The organism is Streptococcus panodentis (genome assembly GCF_017884005.1).
Classification (GTDB): Bacteria; Bacillota; Bacilli; order Lactobacillales; family Streptococcaceae; genus Streptococcus; species Streptococcus panodentis.
The window spans coordinates 183,044-199,567 of the sequence record NZ_QFAY01000001.1; the positions used below are offsets into that span (position 1 = coordinate 183,044).

Below are 16,524 nucleotides of genomic sequence, written 5' to 3' on the forward strand. Positions count from 1 at the left end.
CTTATGGCAAACGACGAAAAATGGTTTGATAAAAAAATGGATCGTCGTGAATTTCTTAAAAAAGCAGGCATCGGCGGCGCTGGTTTAGCACTAGGAGTTTCCGGTGCATCTGCTTTTTTCGCTAATCAGGCGAATGAAGACAAGAAATTTGCTGACGGTGATGAGGAAATCAGTTTCTACGGTGAGCATCAGGCCGGTATCACCACACCGATGCAAAAAAATATCTACTTTGTCATTCTGGATCTGCATACGACAGACAGGGATGCGATTATCCAGATGTTCAAGGACTGGACCGCTTACAGCGAGAAGCTGGTGGACGGGGAATTAGTCAAAAAAGACGGCTCCAATGCTCTGCTGCCGCCGACAGATACCGGCGAGACAGTCGGCCTCAACCCTTACCGCCTGACCCTGACTTTTGGGGTTTCTGCTTCTTTCTTGAAAAAAATGGGACTGTCGGACAAGCGGCCCAAAGCCTTCCGTGATTTGCCGCCTTTTCCTAAGGAACAGCTGAAAGAGAAGTACACCGGCGGTGATATTGTCATTCAAGCCTGTGCAGATGATGAGCAGGTAGCCTTTCATGCAGTCCGCAATCTGGTCCGCAAGGGCAGAAGTGCCATTAGCATGAAATGGAGCCAGTCCGGCTTTGCGGCGATCGGAGACCGGATGGCTACGCCGCGCAATCTCTTTGGCTTTAAGGACGGCACGGCCAACGTGACCAAGGAAAAAGACTTTGACAGGGTCATCTGGACAGACAGCAAGGACTGGATGAAGGGCGGCTCTTATATGGCTGTCCGCCGCATTCAGATGTTTCTGGAGACCTGGGACCGTACCAATCTGCAGGAGCAGGAGAATACCTTCGGCCGTTACAAGGAGAGCGGGGCTCCCTTTGGCAAGAAGGATGAATTTGACGAGGTGGACTTGGACTTGCTGCCTGTAGATTCGCACGTGCGGCTGGCCAAGGAAGTTGACAAACCGATTTACCGCCGGTCCTATTCTTACTCGGACGGCATTGATGAGACGACGGGGCAGTTTGATACCGGTCTGCTCTTCATTTCTTTTCAAAAAGATCCGGACAGTTTTGTCAAGGTGCAGACCAATCTCGGTGCCCAGGACAAGATGAATGAATACGTTACCCATGTCGGCAGCGGTCTGTTTGCTTGCTTCGGCGGAGTGAAAAAAGGAGAATACATTGGTCAAAAATTATTTGAATAACAGTCTGCTGCTCTTGCTGGCTGTCCTCCTGCTGATGGCCAAGCCAGTTCTGGCAGAGGACTCTTACAGCGGTCTTTTTATCAAAATCACAGATGCGACCACTGCTGTGCAGCAGCAGGATCAGGCCGGCGCCAAGCAGCTGCTGGCAGAAATCAAGTCAGAATTTGAGGGGATGGCCAACCATGACTCAGCCGCTGGTCAGGAAGTCAGCAAGGCTCTGGATATTTCCGGTGATGTGACAGAAGAAAGACTGACTCAAATCTCGGCTGCCCTCCTGAAATTTGACAAGGAGCAGCATCCGGTGGATTTGGCTGCGGAGAAAAGCAAGCTGGTTGACAGGCTGGAGCCTAAATTTCAAACCCTGCAGGAGGCCATCAGCAGCAAGGACTTGGAAGCAACCCGTCAGGCCTATAAGAAGATGAACGCTGCCTGGACAGCCAATGAGAGTGTGGTGCGAGACAGCAGCACTGCCCATTACGGCAAGGTCGAAACGGCCATTTCCTTTCTGCGCAGTTCTATCGAAACCGAGCCAACGGACTTTGATATGATCCAGTCTTCCTTTGATGACTTAAAGGCTGCTATTGACCGCTTTGTCAAAGGAGAGGAAGTCGCTGAGACGTCCGGCAATCTGACCCTGCAGGACGGGATCAAGATGCTGGAAGAAGCCTTGAGCCATTTTCAAAGCGGAGACAGCAAAAAAGCCGGCTCAATCATGAAGGAATTTATCACCATCTGGCCGACAATCGAGGGCGATGTCAGCACGAAAAATCCTTCTCTTTATACCAAGGTCGAGAGCCAGACGCCGGTCATCATGGTGAAAGGCAGTGAAAAGAAGTACCAGGAGCAGCTGCAGAGCCTGATCAGCGAGCTGTCGCAAATCGATACCAGTGCTTCTTACACTTTCTTTGATGCAATGCTGATTCTGCTGCGGGAAGGAGTAGAAGCCTTGCTCATTGTCATGGCCCTGGTGGCGACCCTCAAGGCCTCTAAGATGAAAAAAGGTCTGAAATGGGTTTATTCCGGAGCAGCTTTAGGGGTTGTGGCCAGTGCTCTCATCGCCGTGCTGCTGCAGAGTCTGTTTCCGGCTGTGGCCTCCGGCTCCAATCGGGAAATCATCGAAGGAGCCGTGGGGATTTTCGCTGTCGGCATGATGATTGTCGTCGGTATCTGGCTGCACAGCAAATCCTCTGTCAAAAAATGGAATGACTTTATGGAAAGCCAGATGAAGGCAGTGACGGCGACTGGCAGCTTTCTTTCCATGTTTGCCCTCAGCTTCTTGGCTGTTTTCCGCGAAGGGGCGGAAACCATTCTCTTTTACGCTGGGATTCTGCCGCGGATTCAGATGACAGATTTTCTCTTGGGGATTGGGCTGGCTGTTCTGGTCTTGATCGCCATCGCCTTTCTGATGACCAAGGCCTCCAGTCTCTTTCAGCCGCACCGCATCTTTTTCTGGCTGACCTGGCTGATCTATGCCTTGGCCTTTAAGATGCTGGGTGTCAGCATTCATGCCCTGCAGCTGACCAATGTCCTGCCCAGCCACTTGCTGAATGGCTTTCCGACTGTTGATTGGGCTGGGATTTACCCCAGTCTGGAAGCAGTCATCAGTCAGGCTGCCTTTCTGCTGGTGATTGTCTGGGTTACAGTCAAAAACAATGAGAAAAGCCATGGATAGAAAAGAACAGACTGTTATCGAGCATCTGACGGAATTCCGGCGCCGCTTTATTGCCGTTTTGGCTTGTTTTATATGCGTTTTTCTGATCAGCCTGCTCTTTTCGGCTGATATTTACAAGTGGCTGACCAGCAATTTTGAGCAAAAGCTGCTGGTTTTAGGACCGGATGATATTCTCTGGATTTATGTCAGTCTGGCCAGCCTGGCTGCTTTTTCGCTGACTCTGCCCTTTCTGGTCTATCAGATTTGGGCATTTATCCGGCCGGCCCTGAAAGATCGGGAAGCCAAGGCTGTCTTTGTTTACATCCCCGCCACCTTTCTCTGTTTTGTACTGGGGCTGGCCTTTGGCTTTTACTTTGTCACGCCGGCTCTTTTGCAGGTCTTGCTGTCCTTGGGTGAAGGACTCTTTGAGACGCAGCTGACGGCTCAGAACTACCTGAGCTTTGTCTTTCACACAGCCATTCCAATTGCCTGTCTCTTTGAGCTGCCAGTGCTGGTGGCCTTTCTGACCTCTATCGGTTTGCTCAATCCTGTATTTTTGGTAAAATATAGACGATACGCCTACTTCATCTTGCTGGTATTGGCTGTCATTTTGACACCGGCTGATTTTATCAGCGACCTGTCCATGACGGTCCCCCTGATTTTGCTCTATGAAGTCAGCCTCCTGCTCAGCAGAGCTATTTACAAAAGAAAAAGAAAGAGGAAAAGCTAATGGGAATTTTAAAAGACATCGGCTTGCCGGGAATCATCATCATCGTTCTGGGTGCTTTGCTGATTTTCGGACCGAAACGCCTGCCTGAACTGGGCCAGTCAATCGGCAAGATGTTTTCTGAGTTTAAGAAAGCTGTCAGCAATGCCGAAGAAGCTGACCGGTCCAGTCATAAAGAAGACAAGGAATAGATGGAAGCACGGGCAACCGTGTTTTTTTGCTTTCTAAGCCATTTTCTGCTGCCGCTTCCCCAAAGATAAGGAGAAGAGATGCTCTTTAATGAATGTCATCAGGCTATCGAAAATCCCCTGTCAGATTTGCTCCAGCCCAGCTGCCCTGCGGAGAAAAAAACGGAAATGACGCAGTTTTTGAAAGGCTGAATCCTGAAAATCACGCTCCGGCTCTCTATCAAATCTATGGACCGGACTCTCCCTGTCAGATGCAGACCTCTCTTTGCGAGCCTGTCGGCAGCAGAGCGGAGCTGAAAAAGCTTCTGGCAGCAAGAGAGGGAGACAGACGTCCATGATGGCTGTGCCCTCACCCACAAAGGGGAGTATCTTTGATAAGATACCGTATAAAAAGTATTTCAGTCTTGCTTTGATCTTGAAAGATAATTAGACAATCCTTTTATCTACGGCAGGCACAATGATTATCTTTTAGATAAGTGATTTTCCGAACATTATTCTTAAAAAACACAAAAAAATTTACAAAAAGTGTACTTTGTGTTATAATTTTTACGGAAACGTCTGGAAAAGACGTAGCGATGCGCTAGGCATAGGTAGGTCAATAGATAGATAAGATGAGGAGAACTCTATGCTAAATGATTTTCAGGTTTTTGATTATGAGGATATCCAGCTTATTCCGGCTAAGTGTATTGTCAAAAGCCGGGCGGAAGCCGATACCAGCATCACCTTTGGCAGGCATACTTTCCGACTGCCGGTAGTACCCTCCAATATGCAGACCATCATAGATGAGAAAGTGGCGGAAGAGCTGGCACGGGGTGGTTATTTTTATATCATGCACCGTTTCGAGGAAGCAAAGCGCAGGCCATTTATCAAGCGCATGCATGAGCTGGGGCTGATTGCTTCCATTTCTGTCGGTGTCAAAGATGATGAATACGACTTTGTCAGCAGTCTCAAAGACGATGCTCCGGACTATATCACCATTGATATCGCTCATGGGCATTCGGACAGTGTCATTAAGATGATTGGACATATTAAGAAAGAGCTGCCTGATACCTTTGTCATCGCCGGCAATGTCGGTACGCCAGAGGCTGTGCGGGAGTTAGAAAATGCCGGTGCAGATGCGACTAAGGTGGGGATTGGCCCAGGAAAAGTCTGCATTACCAAGGTTAAGACCGGCTTTGGGACCGGGGGCTGGCAGCTGTCCGCTCTGCGCTGGTGCTCCAAAGTTGCCCGCAAGCCCATTATTGCAGACGGCGGCATTCGGACCCACGGCGATATTGCCAAGTCCATCCGCTTCGGTGCCAGCATGGTCATGATTGGCTCCCTCTTTGCTGGCCATATCGAAAGTCCCGGTGAAACCATCGAAGTAGACGGCGATAAATTTAAGGAATACTACGGCTCTGCTTCCGAATACCAAAAAGGGGCCTATAAAAATGTCGAAGGCAAAAAAATTCTCCTGCCGGCCAAGGGCCATCTGCAGGATACGCTGACCGAGATGGAGCAGGACCTGCAGAGCTCGATTTCCTATGCGGGAGGCCGGGATCTCAGGAGTCTGACCCGGGTGGACTATGTCATTGTCAAAAACTCTATCTGGAATGGCGATGCCCATTGATGCAGAGCCGCAAGCCATTGAAAAGGACATTGGCAAAACTTGATTAGAAAAGACAGGGAGACCTGTTTTTTTACTGTTCTGCTTTGATATAATAGAATACCGTTGACAAGAAAAGGCTTTCAGTGTATATTTATATTAGGGATGATTGTTGGAAAACAATTAGCAGCTAGGAGGGAGGTTATTGTAGGGGCAGTTTTTCAAATATCATCATTGTTTTTCACTATTAGGAGGGTATAATCATGCCGATTGTAAGAAAAGTTCAAATGTATCTTTTGCTTCTGTTTTTCTCCTTGAGCAGTGTCTTGCCAAGTCAGATTGTCTTTGCGGAGCAGTCGCAGAACGGTGAGATAAGCGATACAGTGCTGTCCAGTCTCTATCTGGTAGATTCTTCTCTACAAAAAGTTGGTTTGTCCATCAATGACTTCACGTCATTAAACCGAAAAGACGACCAATTTTATCGGGATTTAAAAGAGTATGTCAATGATGTGGAAAATCAACTGACAATCGATAAAGAATCGATGGAAGAAAAGGAAGAAGCTAAAAATATGGCCAATCAATGGAACTATGCTTTTGAAATGGCCAAGTTAAACATGGGCCGTGATGCTAATGCGACAACTCTTGAAAAAGAGACAGCCTATATGTATCTGTCTCACTTTGTGGATATCAAGACAGGTGTTTTAGAGAAAGTCGTACCAGAGTATTCTAACGAAACCTACTTCAGTTCCTGGATTGTCAATGACGACAGACGCACTTACGATACCTATCTAAGAGGGGTTCAGAGGGGAGAACTGATTTATAATACTATCAATACAGTTAAGAGTCTAAAAGATAGCGCTGATTTATTGAAGGAGGCTGTCAATTTAGAAGAACTTGATTTGAACGCTTTGCAGACAGCAGCTAGATCTTATTATCTGTATAGACAAGCAAAGAATAATATCATAGATTTAAAAGAGGAAATGAGCACTTTTGCAGATTTATACAATTCTTCATCAAATTTAAGGGAACTTATTACAGCATTAAAACAAAGTTTTAAATTAGAAAAGTATGAAGATTATCATGCAAATAATATAAAAAATCTACTATTACAAGCTGTTTCCTCTGTAACAATCGGAGTAGACAGCTATGTCCTGTCAAGTCTGGGAGTCATGTCGCAAGAACTCTTCTTCATGGTCTCCAAAGATTTGATTGACAAATACCGTTGGATTTCGCTTATTCAGTACAATGGCATGCGGGTCAGCAAGCGGATGCTCCGATACTATGGTGTTGACTGGTGATAGGGAGCTTGTCCTATCAAGTTAGCCAGTAAAAGACAAGAAACCCGAATATCAAGCGGTTGATATTCGGGTTTTTGGAAAGGTGAAGAGAAAATGAAGCTGAAAAAAACAAAATGCCAGCACCAGCTGTTTGACTATGAAGCTGACTATGTCATCTGCCCGGCCTGCGGCGAGCCCATTGCGGAAAATATGCTGGCTGATCCCAACTTCAAGCTGCAGGTGATTCGGCGGAGTCGGAAGTATAAAAGATTTTTAAGATGGAAAAAAGGTTATTTCTTTTTCTTGTTTTTAGCGTTACTGATTGTCTCTAGCTACCTATATTTAGATCATTTTATCATCAAAGCATATGGGATTACAGGTATTGATTCGTTTAATCCTGCTTCTAAAATACATTTTTACCCTTTTAAAGAACTATCGCATGTAGAAGCTTTTTTGATGCTTTTCCTTGCTGGTCCTCATATTGACCGGCGGGAGTGGCTCAACCTTTGGCATTTACAGAAGCACGCCTATATCCTTCAGGCATCATGGTTTTACCTGTTTTTTAGAGTGATTGTCTATATTCTTTTAATTTATTTTGGAAATACTGTATGGAGAAGGCTGGTTTATTTATCTGAAATGGATACCCTAAGGCTCTTTTTAAGTGGTGAAAGTTTAATCTATGCTAGTGAGATTTATTCCAAAGTTTGTCTTTATGGCCTTTACATTATTCTAAGTCTTTATTTTTTGATGGACTGCTGGCTCTTTTTCTACCAGCGTTTGGCTATACGGGTTAATCGGTTTTAGGATCCAGGAAAGAGAATAGATATGAAAAAAGAAAAATGCCGGCACCAGTTGTTTGACTACGAGGCCGACTATGTCATCTGCCCGGCCTGTGGCGAGCCCATTGCGGAAAATATGCCGGCTGATCCCAACTTCAAGTTGCAGGTGATTCGGCGGAGTCGCAGCTACAAAAAATTCTTAAAATGGCAAAAATTTTATTATCTATTCTTGTTTTTATCATTACTGATTGCCTTCAACTATCAATACTTGGATAGTTTTGTGATTAAAAGCTACGGAATTACAGGTATTGATTCTTTTGAGCCTACTCTCAGAATGCGCTTTTATCCCTTCAGCGATGTTGTGGGTGCATCGGCTGTCCTAATTGTTATTCTTGCAGGACCCCATCTTGATAGGCGGAAATGGCTGAGACTTTGGCATTTACAGAGGCAAGCTTACATTCTTCAGGCCTCATGGATTTATCTGTTTTTTAGAGTTGTTGGGTACGGTCTTTTGATTTATCTGGGCAAGGTTCTGTGGAGTAGGCTTATTTATTTAGAAGAATTAGAACGTCTACAGCGCTATTTGAGCGGTCAAGAATTAATTTACGCCAGCATGGTCTATGCCAAGGAAAATCTTCGCGGCCTCTACATTGTGCTGGGGCTTAACTTTCTCGCCGACTGCTGGCTCTTTTTCTACCAGCGTTTGGCTATACGGGTTAATCAGTTTTAATACTCCTCAATAAAAATCAAAAAGCAAACTAGAATTCCTCTAACTCCTGCAGTAATTGTTTGTATTGGAATGTTCGCTTCAATACAAACGGTGTCGGAGCTAGCTGCTCAAATAGTTCGAGAGACTATTTGAGGTTGAAAATAAAAGACCGCAAGGAAGTGTCAGTTGTTCAAAGCACTGCTTGAGGTGGCAGATAAAGGTGGTGGGCAGACTCCTCAAAATTACGGCAAGGCGACACTAACGAAGTTTGAAGAGTATGAGCTGGGCATAGCAGGCATTTTGGGGGTTCTTATAAATAAACGAAGATCTGGTTGTTTGACTGGCTAAACTTATCTGGGAGGAAAAAAGAGAAGTTATTCTTTGCTCAGGGGAAGCATAAAATCGAATTCTTATAATTTTTGACTATAGGCTGGACTTGTAGTATAGTAAAGGTAGAGTATCCGACGGAGTCTTTCCGTCTGATTTTATTGTTTTTCTTTTGAAAAAGCTGAGGATTTTTTATGTACCAAACCCATCATTTTCAGCAGCGGCTGCGGCTCTTTCTCTCCATTTTTATCCCTGTCCTTATTTATCAGCTGGCCAATTATTCGGCTTCTTTTGTCGACACGACCATGACCGGCCAGTATGACACACTGCATCTGGCCGGGGTTTCTATGGCGACCAGCCTTTGGAGTCCTTTTTTCTCCTTTCTGACTGGTGTTGTGTCCGCCCTGGTTCCTATCCTTGGCCACCATTTGGGACAGGGGAGTGAAGATAAGGTTGCTTTGGACTTTTATCAGTTTATCTATCTGTCGCTGGGGCTGTCTCTCTGTCTTTTTCTGCTGGTCTTTGCAGGCGCTCCCTTTGTCTTGGCACATTTGGGATTGGAAAGTCTGGTCGAAGAAGTAGCCACACACTATCTTTGGTATTTGTCGCTGGGCATTATCCCGCTCTTGCTCTTTAGTGTCATTCGCTCTTTTCTTGACGCTCTAGGTCTAACCCGTCTATCCATGTACCTCATGCTCTTGCTGCTGCCGCTGAACGCGGGCTTTAACTATATCTTGATTTATGGGGCTTTTGGCCTGCCGGAAATGGGCGGAGCAGGGGCCGGACTTGGGACTTCTTTGGCCTATTGGGTGCTGCTTTTAATCTCTCTGCTGCTGGCAGTTAAGCACCCCAAGGTCAGACCTTATCGACTATGGCAAATACAGTCTCCTGACAAAGCCGGTCTGAAAGAAGGGCTTCGTCTGGGTCTGCCTATTGGCGGAACTGTTTTTGCGGAAGTGCTGATTTTTTCAGCGGTCGGACTGGTCATGGCCAAATTTTCGTCTCTCATCATTGCCAGCCATCAGTCGGCCATGAATTTCTCCACCCTCATGTATGCCTTTCCTGTCAGCATTTCGACAGCGATGGCTATTATCGTCTCCTATGAGATTGGCGCGAAACGCTGGGAAGATGTGCGGAAATACTGCTGTCTGGGCCGGCTGACTGCATTAGTCATCGCCGGATTTACCCTGCTTTTTCTCTATCTTTTCCGTTACAAAGTAGCTGCCCTTTATGGCTCAGATCCTGAATTCATCCGGCTGACTGCCATTTTTCTGACCTACAGCCTCTTTTTCCAGCTGGCCGATACCTTTGCGGCTCCTCTGCAAGGGATTCTGCGCGGCTATAAGGACACGCAGCTGCCTTTCTATCTGGGTCTCATCGGCTACTGGGGTGTCTCTCTGCCTCTCGGTCTCTTGCTGGACCATTTCACCAAGCTGGGACCCTTTGCTTATTGGATTGGCTTGATTGCCAGTCTCCTGGTCAGCGGGATTCTCTATCAATGGAGGCTGAAGTGGCTTTCTGAACGTCAAGGATTGCAGAGTCAGACGATGTAGCAAGCAGAACCGCGCCTGCTCTTTCCAATCTGCTGACAGCCGCACAAGAATGCACAAAACTATACCACCACATAGCAAATGAAGCAGCACTGACTTATCAGAAGCAGATAAGTCAGTGCTATTTTTTTCACAATCTTTTATTAAATTTAGATTAAAAAAGTTAAAAACGCTTACATTTTTACTGGTCTGCAGATTGTGAAAATGGTATAATAAATATAAGATTATCAATAAAAGTGTTGGTACAAATCATAGGAGTCTGCTTTAGTTTCCTAAGGGATTGTTTGTACTTATCTGTGATGTTCATGCAATGAATGTCTCTTGCCTTAAAAAAGCGAGGGAAGGATATGACCAAACACTATACTCGTCTTTTGCAGGAAGTACTGGATGCGGCAAAAGACTTAGCGATTCAAAAACACAATTACCAGGTTGATATTCCTCATGTCTGGACGGTACTGACGCAGCCTCAGAGTTTTGCGCTGGACTTTTACAGCAGCCTGGATTTTGACATGAACGAATTTATCAGCCTGATCAATCAAGAAGTGGCAAAGATTCCTGTTTTTTCACAGACAGACCCCAGCCGTTTTGGCCGCCAGTACAGCCAGCGGCTGAGGAATCTTCTGGAGGATGCAGAGCGGGAAAGAGTGGAGCTCAGAGACGAGATTGTGACGGTTGAGCACCTGATTCTCGGCCTTTTTCGCCAGCAGAGAAATCCTATCACGGTTTTTCTCCAGAAAGCTGGGATTGACAGGGACCTTGTTTGCCAAAGGCTGAACAAGGTAAGGCAGGGCAAAAGAGCAATAGCAGCTGGTCAGGAGAGTCATTATCAGGCTTTGAGCAAGTATGCCAGCAGCTTCAACCAATGGCTGGCAGAGCAGCCAGAGCGCAAGGTTATCGGGCGAAAGGAGGAAATCAAGGATATTATCCGGGTCCTCTCCAGAAAGGAAAAGAGCAATGCTATTTTAATCGGCTTTCCGGGGGTTGGAAAAGCCAGAGTCATGGAAGGCTTTGTCCGCAGGCTCGCTGAGGGTGATGTCCCGGAAAATCTGATGGGCAAGGAAGTTTTCAAGCTCAATCTCGCCAGCCTGATCGCAGGAACCAAGTATCGGGGTGAATTTGAAGAGCGTTTTCAGGCTGTTTTGGACGAGCTGGTCGCTGCTAAGGGCCGGGTGATTCTCTACATCGAGGACATTGATCAGATTGTCACTGCTGGACGGACAGAAGGCTCGCTGGACGCAGGCAATCTCCTGAAGCCGCTCTTGGTCGGCGGGCAAATTCATATTATCGGGACAACCACCTTCGCTGCTTATCGGGAAAGTTTTGAGCTGGATCAGGCATTGGAAGGCCGATTTCAGCGCATCCGTATTGAGGAGCCCAGTCAGGAGGAAGCCTTAGTCATTCTTCAAGGGCTGCGTGACCATTATCAGGCATTTCACGGAGTCAGCCTGAGCGATGAAGCTCTGCAGGCAGCCGTTAGCCTCTCTATCCGCTACCTGTCTGACCGCTATCTGCCGGATAAGGCACTGGATCTAATCGATGAAGCCTGTGCAGTTAAAAAGATCCAGCCTGCACAGGAAGACCAAGGAGAAGCGGTCGTCAGCCGCGAGGATATTGCCGCTATTGTCGAGCGCATGACCGGGATCAAGGTCCAAGGCATTATGGACAATGAGCGGGAGCACCTGCTGAATCTGGACAGGCTCCTGTGGCAGAAGATTGTCGGTCAGGATACAGCTGTTCAAAGGGTATCCGAAGCGATTCTTCGCTCCAGAGCAGGGATTCAAAATCCCAAACGCCCGATTGGTTCTTTTCTCTTTTTGGGTCCGACCGGTGTCGGCAAGACTGCTCTGGCCAAGTCCTTGGCAGAACTGCTTTTTGGAAATGAGCTGGAAATGGTCCGTTTGGACATGTCAGAATATATGGAGAAGCATGCTGTCGCCCGCTTAGTGGGACCGCCTCCGGGCTATGTCGGCTTTGAAGAGGGCGGTCAGCTGACGGAAGCAGTACGCCGAAGATTGTATTCGATTGTCCTGCTGGACGAAATCGAAAAGGCCCATCCAGATGTTTTTAATACGCTGCTGCAGGTCTTAGATGAAGGCCGGCTGACGGATTCTAAAGGCCGGACCATTGATTTTAAAAATACAATTTTAATCATGACCAGCAATATCGGTTCCCAGCAGATTCTGGAAAGTCTGCAGACCTCACAGGGTCTGACAGCAGAAAGGAAGCAAGAGGTCATAGACTTGCTGCAGCACAGTTTCCGTCCGGAATTTCTCAACCGGATTGACGAAACGGTTATCTTTAATCCTCTGCAGCTGTCTGACATGGTTGCTATTGTGAAGATGATGGTCGGCCAGCTGCAGGAGCGGCTGAGGCATCAACTGATTGACCTCCGGCTGGATGAGGAAGTCTATAGCTTTTTGGCCAAGGAGGGCTATCATCCGGAATTCGGCGCCCGCCCTATCCAAAGGACCGTCATGCGCTGTCTGGAGACGCCTCTGGCCCGCTATCTGGTCGCACAGAAAGAGCAGGCTCAGATGACCGTCCGAGTCAGACTGCTGAAAGACAAAGACCGGCTGGAATTTCAGTATTGGAGCTGAGCTTTTGGAAGCAAAAGAAGTTCTGCAGCAGCTGTACATTCCCCGGCTTTTACGACTTGAAGCCGGGCGGATTCAAAGTACTGAACTCGGGCTAAAAACTTTGAAAAAAAGATGACTCCTCCTTGAAGCTGTTGCTTCTGTGTCGAATTCCCTATTTTTTCTTCGTTTTTTAAACGCCCTCGTATCTTATGGAACTGAACTCGGGCTAAAAACTTTGAAAAAAAGATGACTCCTCCTTGAAGCTGTCGCTTCTGTGTCGGATTCCCTATTTTTTCTTCGTTTTCTATACGCCCTCGTATCTTATGGAACTGAACTCGGGCTAAAAACTTTGAAAAAAAGATGACTCCTCCTTGAAGCTGTTGCTTCTGTGTCGGATTCCCTATTTTTTCTTCGTTTTTTAAACGCCCTCGTATCTTATAAAAGGAGGTTCGTTTTGCTTGTTTATGATATTTTAATTATCGGTGCTGGTCCAGGCGGCTATGTGGCAGCTGAAGAAGCGGCCCGTTTGGGCAAGAAAGTGGCCGTGGTCGAAAAGCAATCGATAGGCGGGACCTGTCTGAATGTCGGCTGCATCCCTTCAAAATCCTACCTTCAGCACAGCCACTGGCTGCTGTCCATGCAGGAAGCCAGCCGTTATGGTATCGAAAGCCGGCTGGAAAAGATTGATTTTGGCAGGCTGGTCGACCGAAAGAATCAGGTTGTAGCCAGTCTGCAGTCCGGGATTCATTCCACATTTAAGTCTTTAGGGATTGACTACATAGAAGGAGAAGCACAATACGTCAAAGACAGGGTCTTTTCTGTCGCAGGCAGGGAAGTCACTGCCAAAGATGTCATTTTGGCGACTGGCAGCCATCCTTTTATACCGCCTATTGCCGGTCTGGAGCAGGTGGACTATCTGACGACAGATAGCTTCTTTGATGTACAGGTTCTGCCAGAAAAACTAGCCATCATCGGAGGCGGAGTGATTGCTATCGAACTGGCCTTTGCCATGGCTCCTCTGGGAGTAGAGGTCACTGTCATCGAGGTTGCGCCGGAAATCCTCCTGACAGAAGAAGCAGCAGCCCGGCAGGTGATTCAAAAGAAACTAAGGAAAATGGGGGTGAAAATATATCAGGGAGCTCGGATAAAAGAAGTGACAGCTCATGCTGTGGTGCTTGAAGACAGGCAGATTGCCTTTGACAGGCTGCTGCTGGCTGCCGGCCGCAAGCCGAATCTGCAGCTGGCAAAAAGTATGGGACTGGCCTTGACCGAGCGGAATTTTGTTCAGGTGGACCAGTATTATGAAACATCAAAAGAACATGTCTATGCTGTCGGTGATTTGCTGGAATCCTACATGCTGGCCCATGTCGCCAGCGCAGAGGGGATCAAAGCTGTAAGAGCGATTTGCCGTCAGGCGGAGGAGCCGGTCGATTCCCTAGGTGTCCCCCGCTCACTCTATACCAGTCCTGAAATCGCTTCTTTTGGACTCAGCCAGGAAGAAGCAGAACAGGCCGGCTATGATGTCCTTGTCCAGCAGCTGCCTTTTTCCTATAACGGTCGGGCCATTGCTGCAGCTGAAACAGAAGGCTATGTCAAGCTCATTTCGGAAAAGCAGTACCATCTGCTTTTGGGAGCTGTCATCGTCGGTCCGCAGGGCACCGATCTTCTGCAGGAGCTGATCTTGCTGAGGCAGGCTGAAGCCACTTTAGACCAAGTGACTGATGCGGTGTTTGCCCATCCGACAAGATCGGAATTGCTGCAGGATGTTGCCAAAAGAATCGTCCGCCATGACTGATCAGGAGGTAAGAATATGCCGAATTACAAAGATTTACCACAACAATTATCGAAAACGAGAAACCAAGGTGCAGTATCCGAACTGGTTGATTTGAAGGTTCATGATGCCACCGAAATCGAGGTGGAACAGATTTCCAAGGAAAAAGCTAAAACCATGTATAAAACGATGTGGGATATTCGCAACTTCGAAGAAAATACCCGACGCTTCTTTGCGGCCGGACAGATTCCCGGCTTTGTCCACCTCTATGCTGGCGAGGAAGCCGTGGCGACAGGGGTCTGTGCCAATCTGACAGACCAGGACTACATTACCAGCACCCACCGTGGCCATGGTCACTGTGTCGCCAAGGGCGGTGATCTAAAGGGGATGATGGCGGAGATTTTTGGCAAGGAAACCGGTCTTGGCAAAGGGAAAGGCGGCTCCATGCACATCGCTGATTTGGACAGGGGCATTCTCGGAGCCAACGGTATGGTCGGCGGCGGCTTTGGCTTGGCAACCGGGGCAGCTATGCGCAATAAATATCTGAAAACAGACAGTGTTGCCGTCTGCTTCTTTGGTGATGGTGCGGCCAATGAAGGGAATTTTCATGAGTGTCTCAATATGGCCTCCATCTGGAAACTGCCTGTTATCTTTGTCAATGAAAACAACCTCTTTGCCGAATCAACGCCCCAATGGTATTCTTCTGCTTCAGGCACGATTGCTGAAAGGGCTGCCGCTTACAATATGCCTGGTATCCGGGTAAACGGCAAGGATTTATTTGCTGTCTATCAGGTTGCAAAGGAAGCGATCGAACGGGCCCGCAATGGGGAAGGTCCGACTCTGATTGAGGCGGTGACCTATCGGAACCACGGCCACTTTGAAGGAGATGAGCAAAAATACAAGGCCTTGGAAGGAGAAGAAAAAGACTGGGCCGATGTAGACGCTCTGGATGTCTTCCGAGACTATGTCATTGAGCACGAACTCTTGTCTGAAGAAGAGCTGGAAGCTATCTTAGAGGAATCCCGAAAGGATGTAGAAGCAGCGATTCAGTTTGCCCAAGACAGTCCGATTCCCCGTCCTGAATCCCTGCTTGAAGATGTATTCACTGATTGATAGAAGGAGGATAATCAAATGGCTAGACAACTGTTATTTATGAAAGCGATCAATGAAGCGCTGGATCAGGCGATGGCAAAAGATGATACCGTCATCCTTCTGGGTGAGGACATCGCCGGCGGGGTGACCGTCAAGCACTTGGAGGAAGAGAACGAGGATGCCTGGGGCGGGGTGATGGGCGTCACCAAAGGCCTCATGCCCAAGTACGGCCGGGAGCGGGTGATTGATACTCCGATTTCCGAGCACGGCTACATGTCCGCCTCGGTCGGGATGGCTCTGACCGGACTGCGGCCGGTGCCGGAGCTGATGTTTAATGACTTTATCGGCTTTTGCTTTGATGCCCTTCTGGGCCAAGGCTCCAAAATGCGCTATATGTTTGGCGGCAAGGCCAAGGTCCCTATGACAGTGCGGACCATGCACGGTGCCGGTGCCTCAGCAGCTGCTCAGCACTCAGGCTCTTACTATGGACTTTTTGGCTCCATTCCGGGCATTAAGGTTGTCGTTCCGGCTACCCCTTATGATGCCAAAGGTCTGCTGTTGGCAGCTATTGAAGATGATAATGTCGTCATTTACTCAGAAGACAAGACTCTTTACGGTATCAAGGGAGAAGTGCCGGAGGACTACTATACAGTGCCGATTGGCAAGGCTGCTGTCCGGCGCGAGGGCAGTGACTTAAGCATTGTCACGATTGGAAAAATGCTCTATGTAGCTTATGAAGTGGCTGACCGTTTGGAAAAGGACGGAATTTCAGCAGAAGTCATTGACCTGAGAACGGTAGCGCCATGGGATCAGGAAACGGTCTTTGAATCCGTCAAGAAAACCGGCCGGCTGATTATCATTGACGAATCCAATCCGCACAACAATACAGCAACGGACATCGCTGCGGCTGTAACAGACCAGTGCTTTGACTATCTGGACGGTCCGGTCAAATGCGTCTGCGCTCCTCATGTACCCGTACCATTTGCGGTCAATCTGGAACAGCTCTATATCCCAAATGCTGACAAGGTTCTGACAGTTGCGGCGGAGCTCATTGACGACCTGAAGGGATAGAAGGGAGGC

General features: G+C 47.7%; 14 protein-coding genes. All 14 read left to right on the top strand.

The window, feature by feature from the left end; translation table 11 throughout:
- Nucleotides 1-3: 3 nt before the first annotated feature.
- The 14 genes from efeB (at nt 4) to DHL47_RS00845 (ending at nt 16,515) form a co-directional block, all read left to right on the top strand.
- A complete protein-coding gene (gene efeB / locus DHL47_RS00780) occupies nt 4-1,212 on the top strand; it encodes an iron uptake transporter deferrochelatase/peroxidase subunit (RefSeq protein WP_209550554.1) in 1,209 nt (402 codons plus the stop codon).
- Nucleotides 1,190-2,884, top strand: coding sequence for an FTR1 family iron permease (locus DHL47_RS00785; RefSeq protein WP_209550555.1), 1,695 nt, complete (start codon nt 1,190-1,192; stop codon nt 2,882-2,884). Before efeB ends, DHL47_RS00785 begins: the two co-directional genes overlap by 23 nt.
- Nucleotides 2,877-3,593, top strand: a complete 717-nt coding sequence (gene tatC, locus DHL47_RS00790; protein ID WP_209550556.1) for a twin-arginine translocase subunit TatC — start codon at nt 2,877-2,879, stop codon at nt 3,591-3,593. The genes DHL47_RS00785 and tatC overlap by 8 nt, the downstream gene beginning before the upstream one ends.
- Entirely contained in the window at nt 3,593-3,781 is a 189-nt protein-coding gene (locus DHL47_RS00795) for a twin-arginine translocase TatA/TatE family subunit (protein WP_128837677.1), read from the top strand. Before tatC ends, DHL47_RS00795 begins: the two co-directional genes overlap by 1 nt.
- A gap of 622 nt (nt 3,782-4,403) precedes the next feature.
- On the top strand, nt 4,404-5,387 hold the full coding sequence (gene guaC / locus DHL47_RS00800) for a GMP reductase (RefSeq protein ID WP_209550557.1): 984 nt from the start codon (nt 4,404-4,406) through the stop codon (nt 5,385-5,387).
- Nucleotides 5,388-5,626: 239 nt separating this feature from the next.
- Entirely contained in the window at nt 5,627-6,661 is a 1,035-nt protein-coding gene (locus DHL47_RS00805; RefSeq protein WP_209550558.1) for a hypothetical protein, read from the top strand.
- A gap of 93 nt (nt 6,662-6,754) precedes the next feature.
- Nucleotides 6,755-7,444 (top strand): hypothetical protein, encoded by a 690-nt coding sequence (locus DHL47_RS00810; protein WP_209550559.1) that lies wholly within the window; start codon nt 6,755-6,757, stop codon nt 7,442-7,444.
- Between the two features lie 21 nt (nt 7,445-7,465).
- Nucleotides 7,466-8,149 (top strand): hypothetical protein, encoded by a 684-nt coding sequence (locus DHL47_RS00815; protein WP_245335498.1) that lies wholly within the window; start codon nt 7,466-7,468, stop codon nt 8,147-8,149.
- A 165-nt stretch (nt 8,150-8,314) separates the two neighbouring features.
- The gene (locus tag DHL47_RS00820; RefSeq protein ID WP_209550560.1) at nt 8,315-8,476 is read left to right on the top strand and encodes a hypothetical protein; all 162 of its coding nucleotides are present in this window, start codon (nt 8,315-8,317) and stop codon (nt 8,474-8,476) included.
- Between the two features lie 173 nt (nt 8,477-8,649).
- A complete protein-coding gene (locus tag DHL47_RS00825) occupies nt 8,650-10,008 on the top strand; it encodes an MATE family efflux transporter (protein ID WP_209550561.1) in 1,359 nt (452 codons plus the stop codon).
- Nucleotides 10,009-10,352: 344 nt separating this feature from the next.
- Nucleotides 10,353-12,602 (top strand): ATP-dependent Clp protease ATP-binding subunit, encoded by a 2,250-nt coding sequence (locus DHL47_RS00830; RefSeq protein WP_209550562.1) that lies wholly within the window; start codon nt 10,353-10,355, stop codon nt 12,600-12,602.
- A 433-nt stretch (nt 12,603-13,035) separates the two neighbouring features.
- Nucleotides 13,036-14,376 (top strand): dihydrolipoyl dehydrogenase, encoded by a 1,341-nt coding sequence (lpdA, locus tag DHL47_RS00835; RefSeq protein ID WP_209550563.1) that lies wholly within the window; start codon nt 13,036-13,038, stop codon nt 14,374-14,376.
- Between the two features lie 15 nt (nt 14,377-14,391).
- Entirely contained in the window at nt 14,392-15,465 is a 1,074-nt protein-coding gene (locus DHL47_RS00840; protein WP_209550564.1) for a thiamine pyrophosphate-dependent dehydrogenase E1 component subunit alpha, read from the top strand.
- An 18-nt stretch (nt 15,466-15,483) separates the two neighbouring features.
- Entirely contained in the window at nt 15,484-16,515 is a 1,032-nt protein-coding gene (locus tag DHL47_RS00845) for an alpha-ketoacid dehydrogenase subunit beta (RefSeq protein WP_209550565.1), read from the top strand.
- Nucleotides 16,516-16,524: the final 9 nt, after the last annotated feature.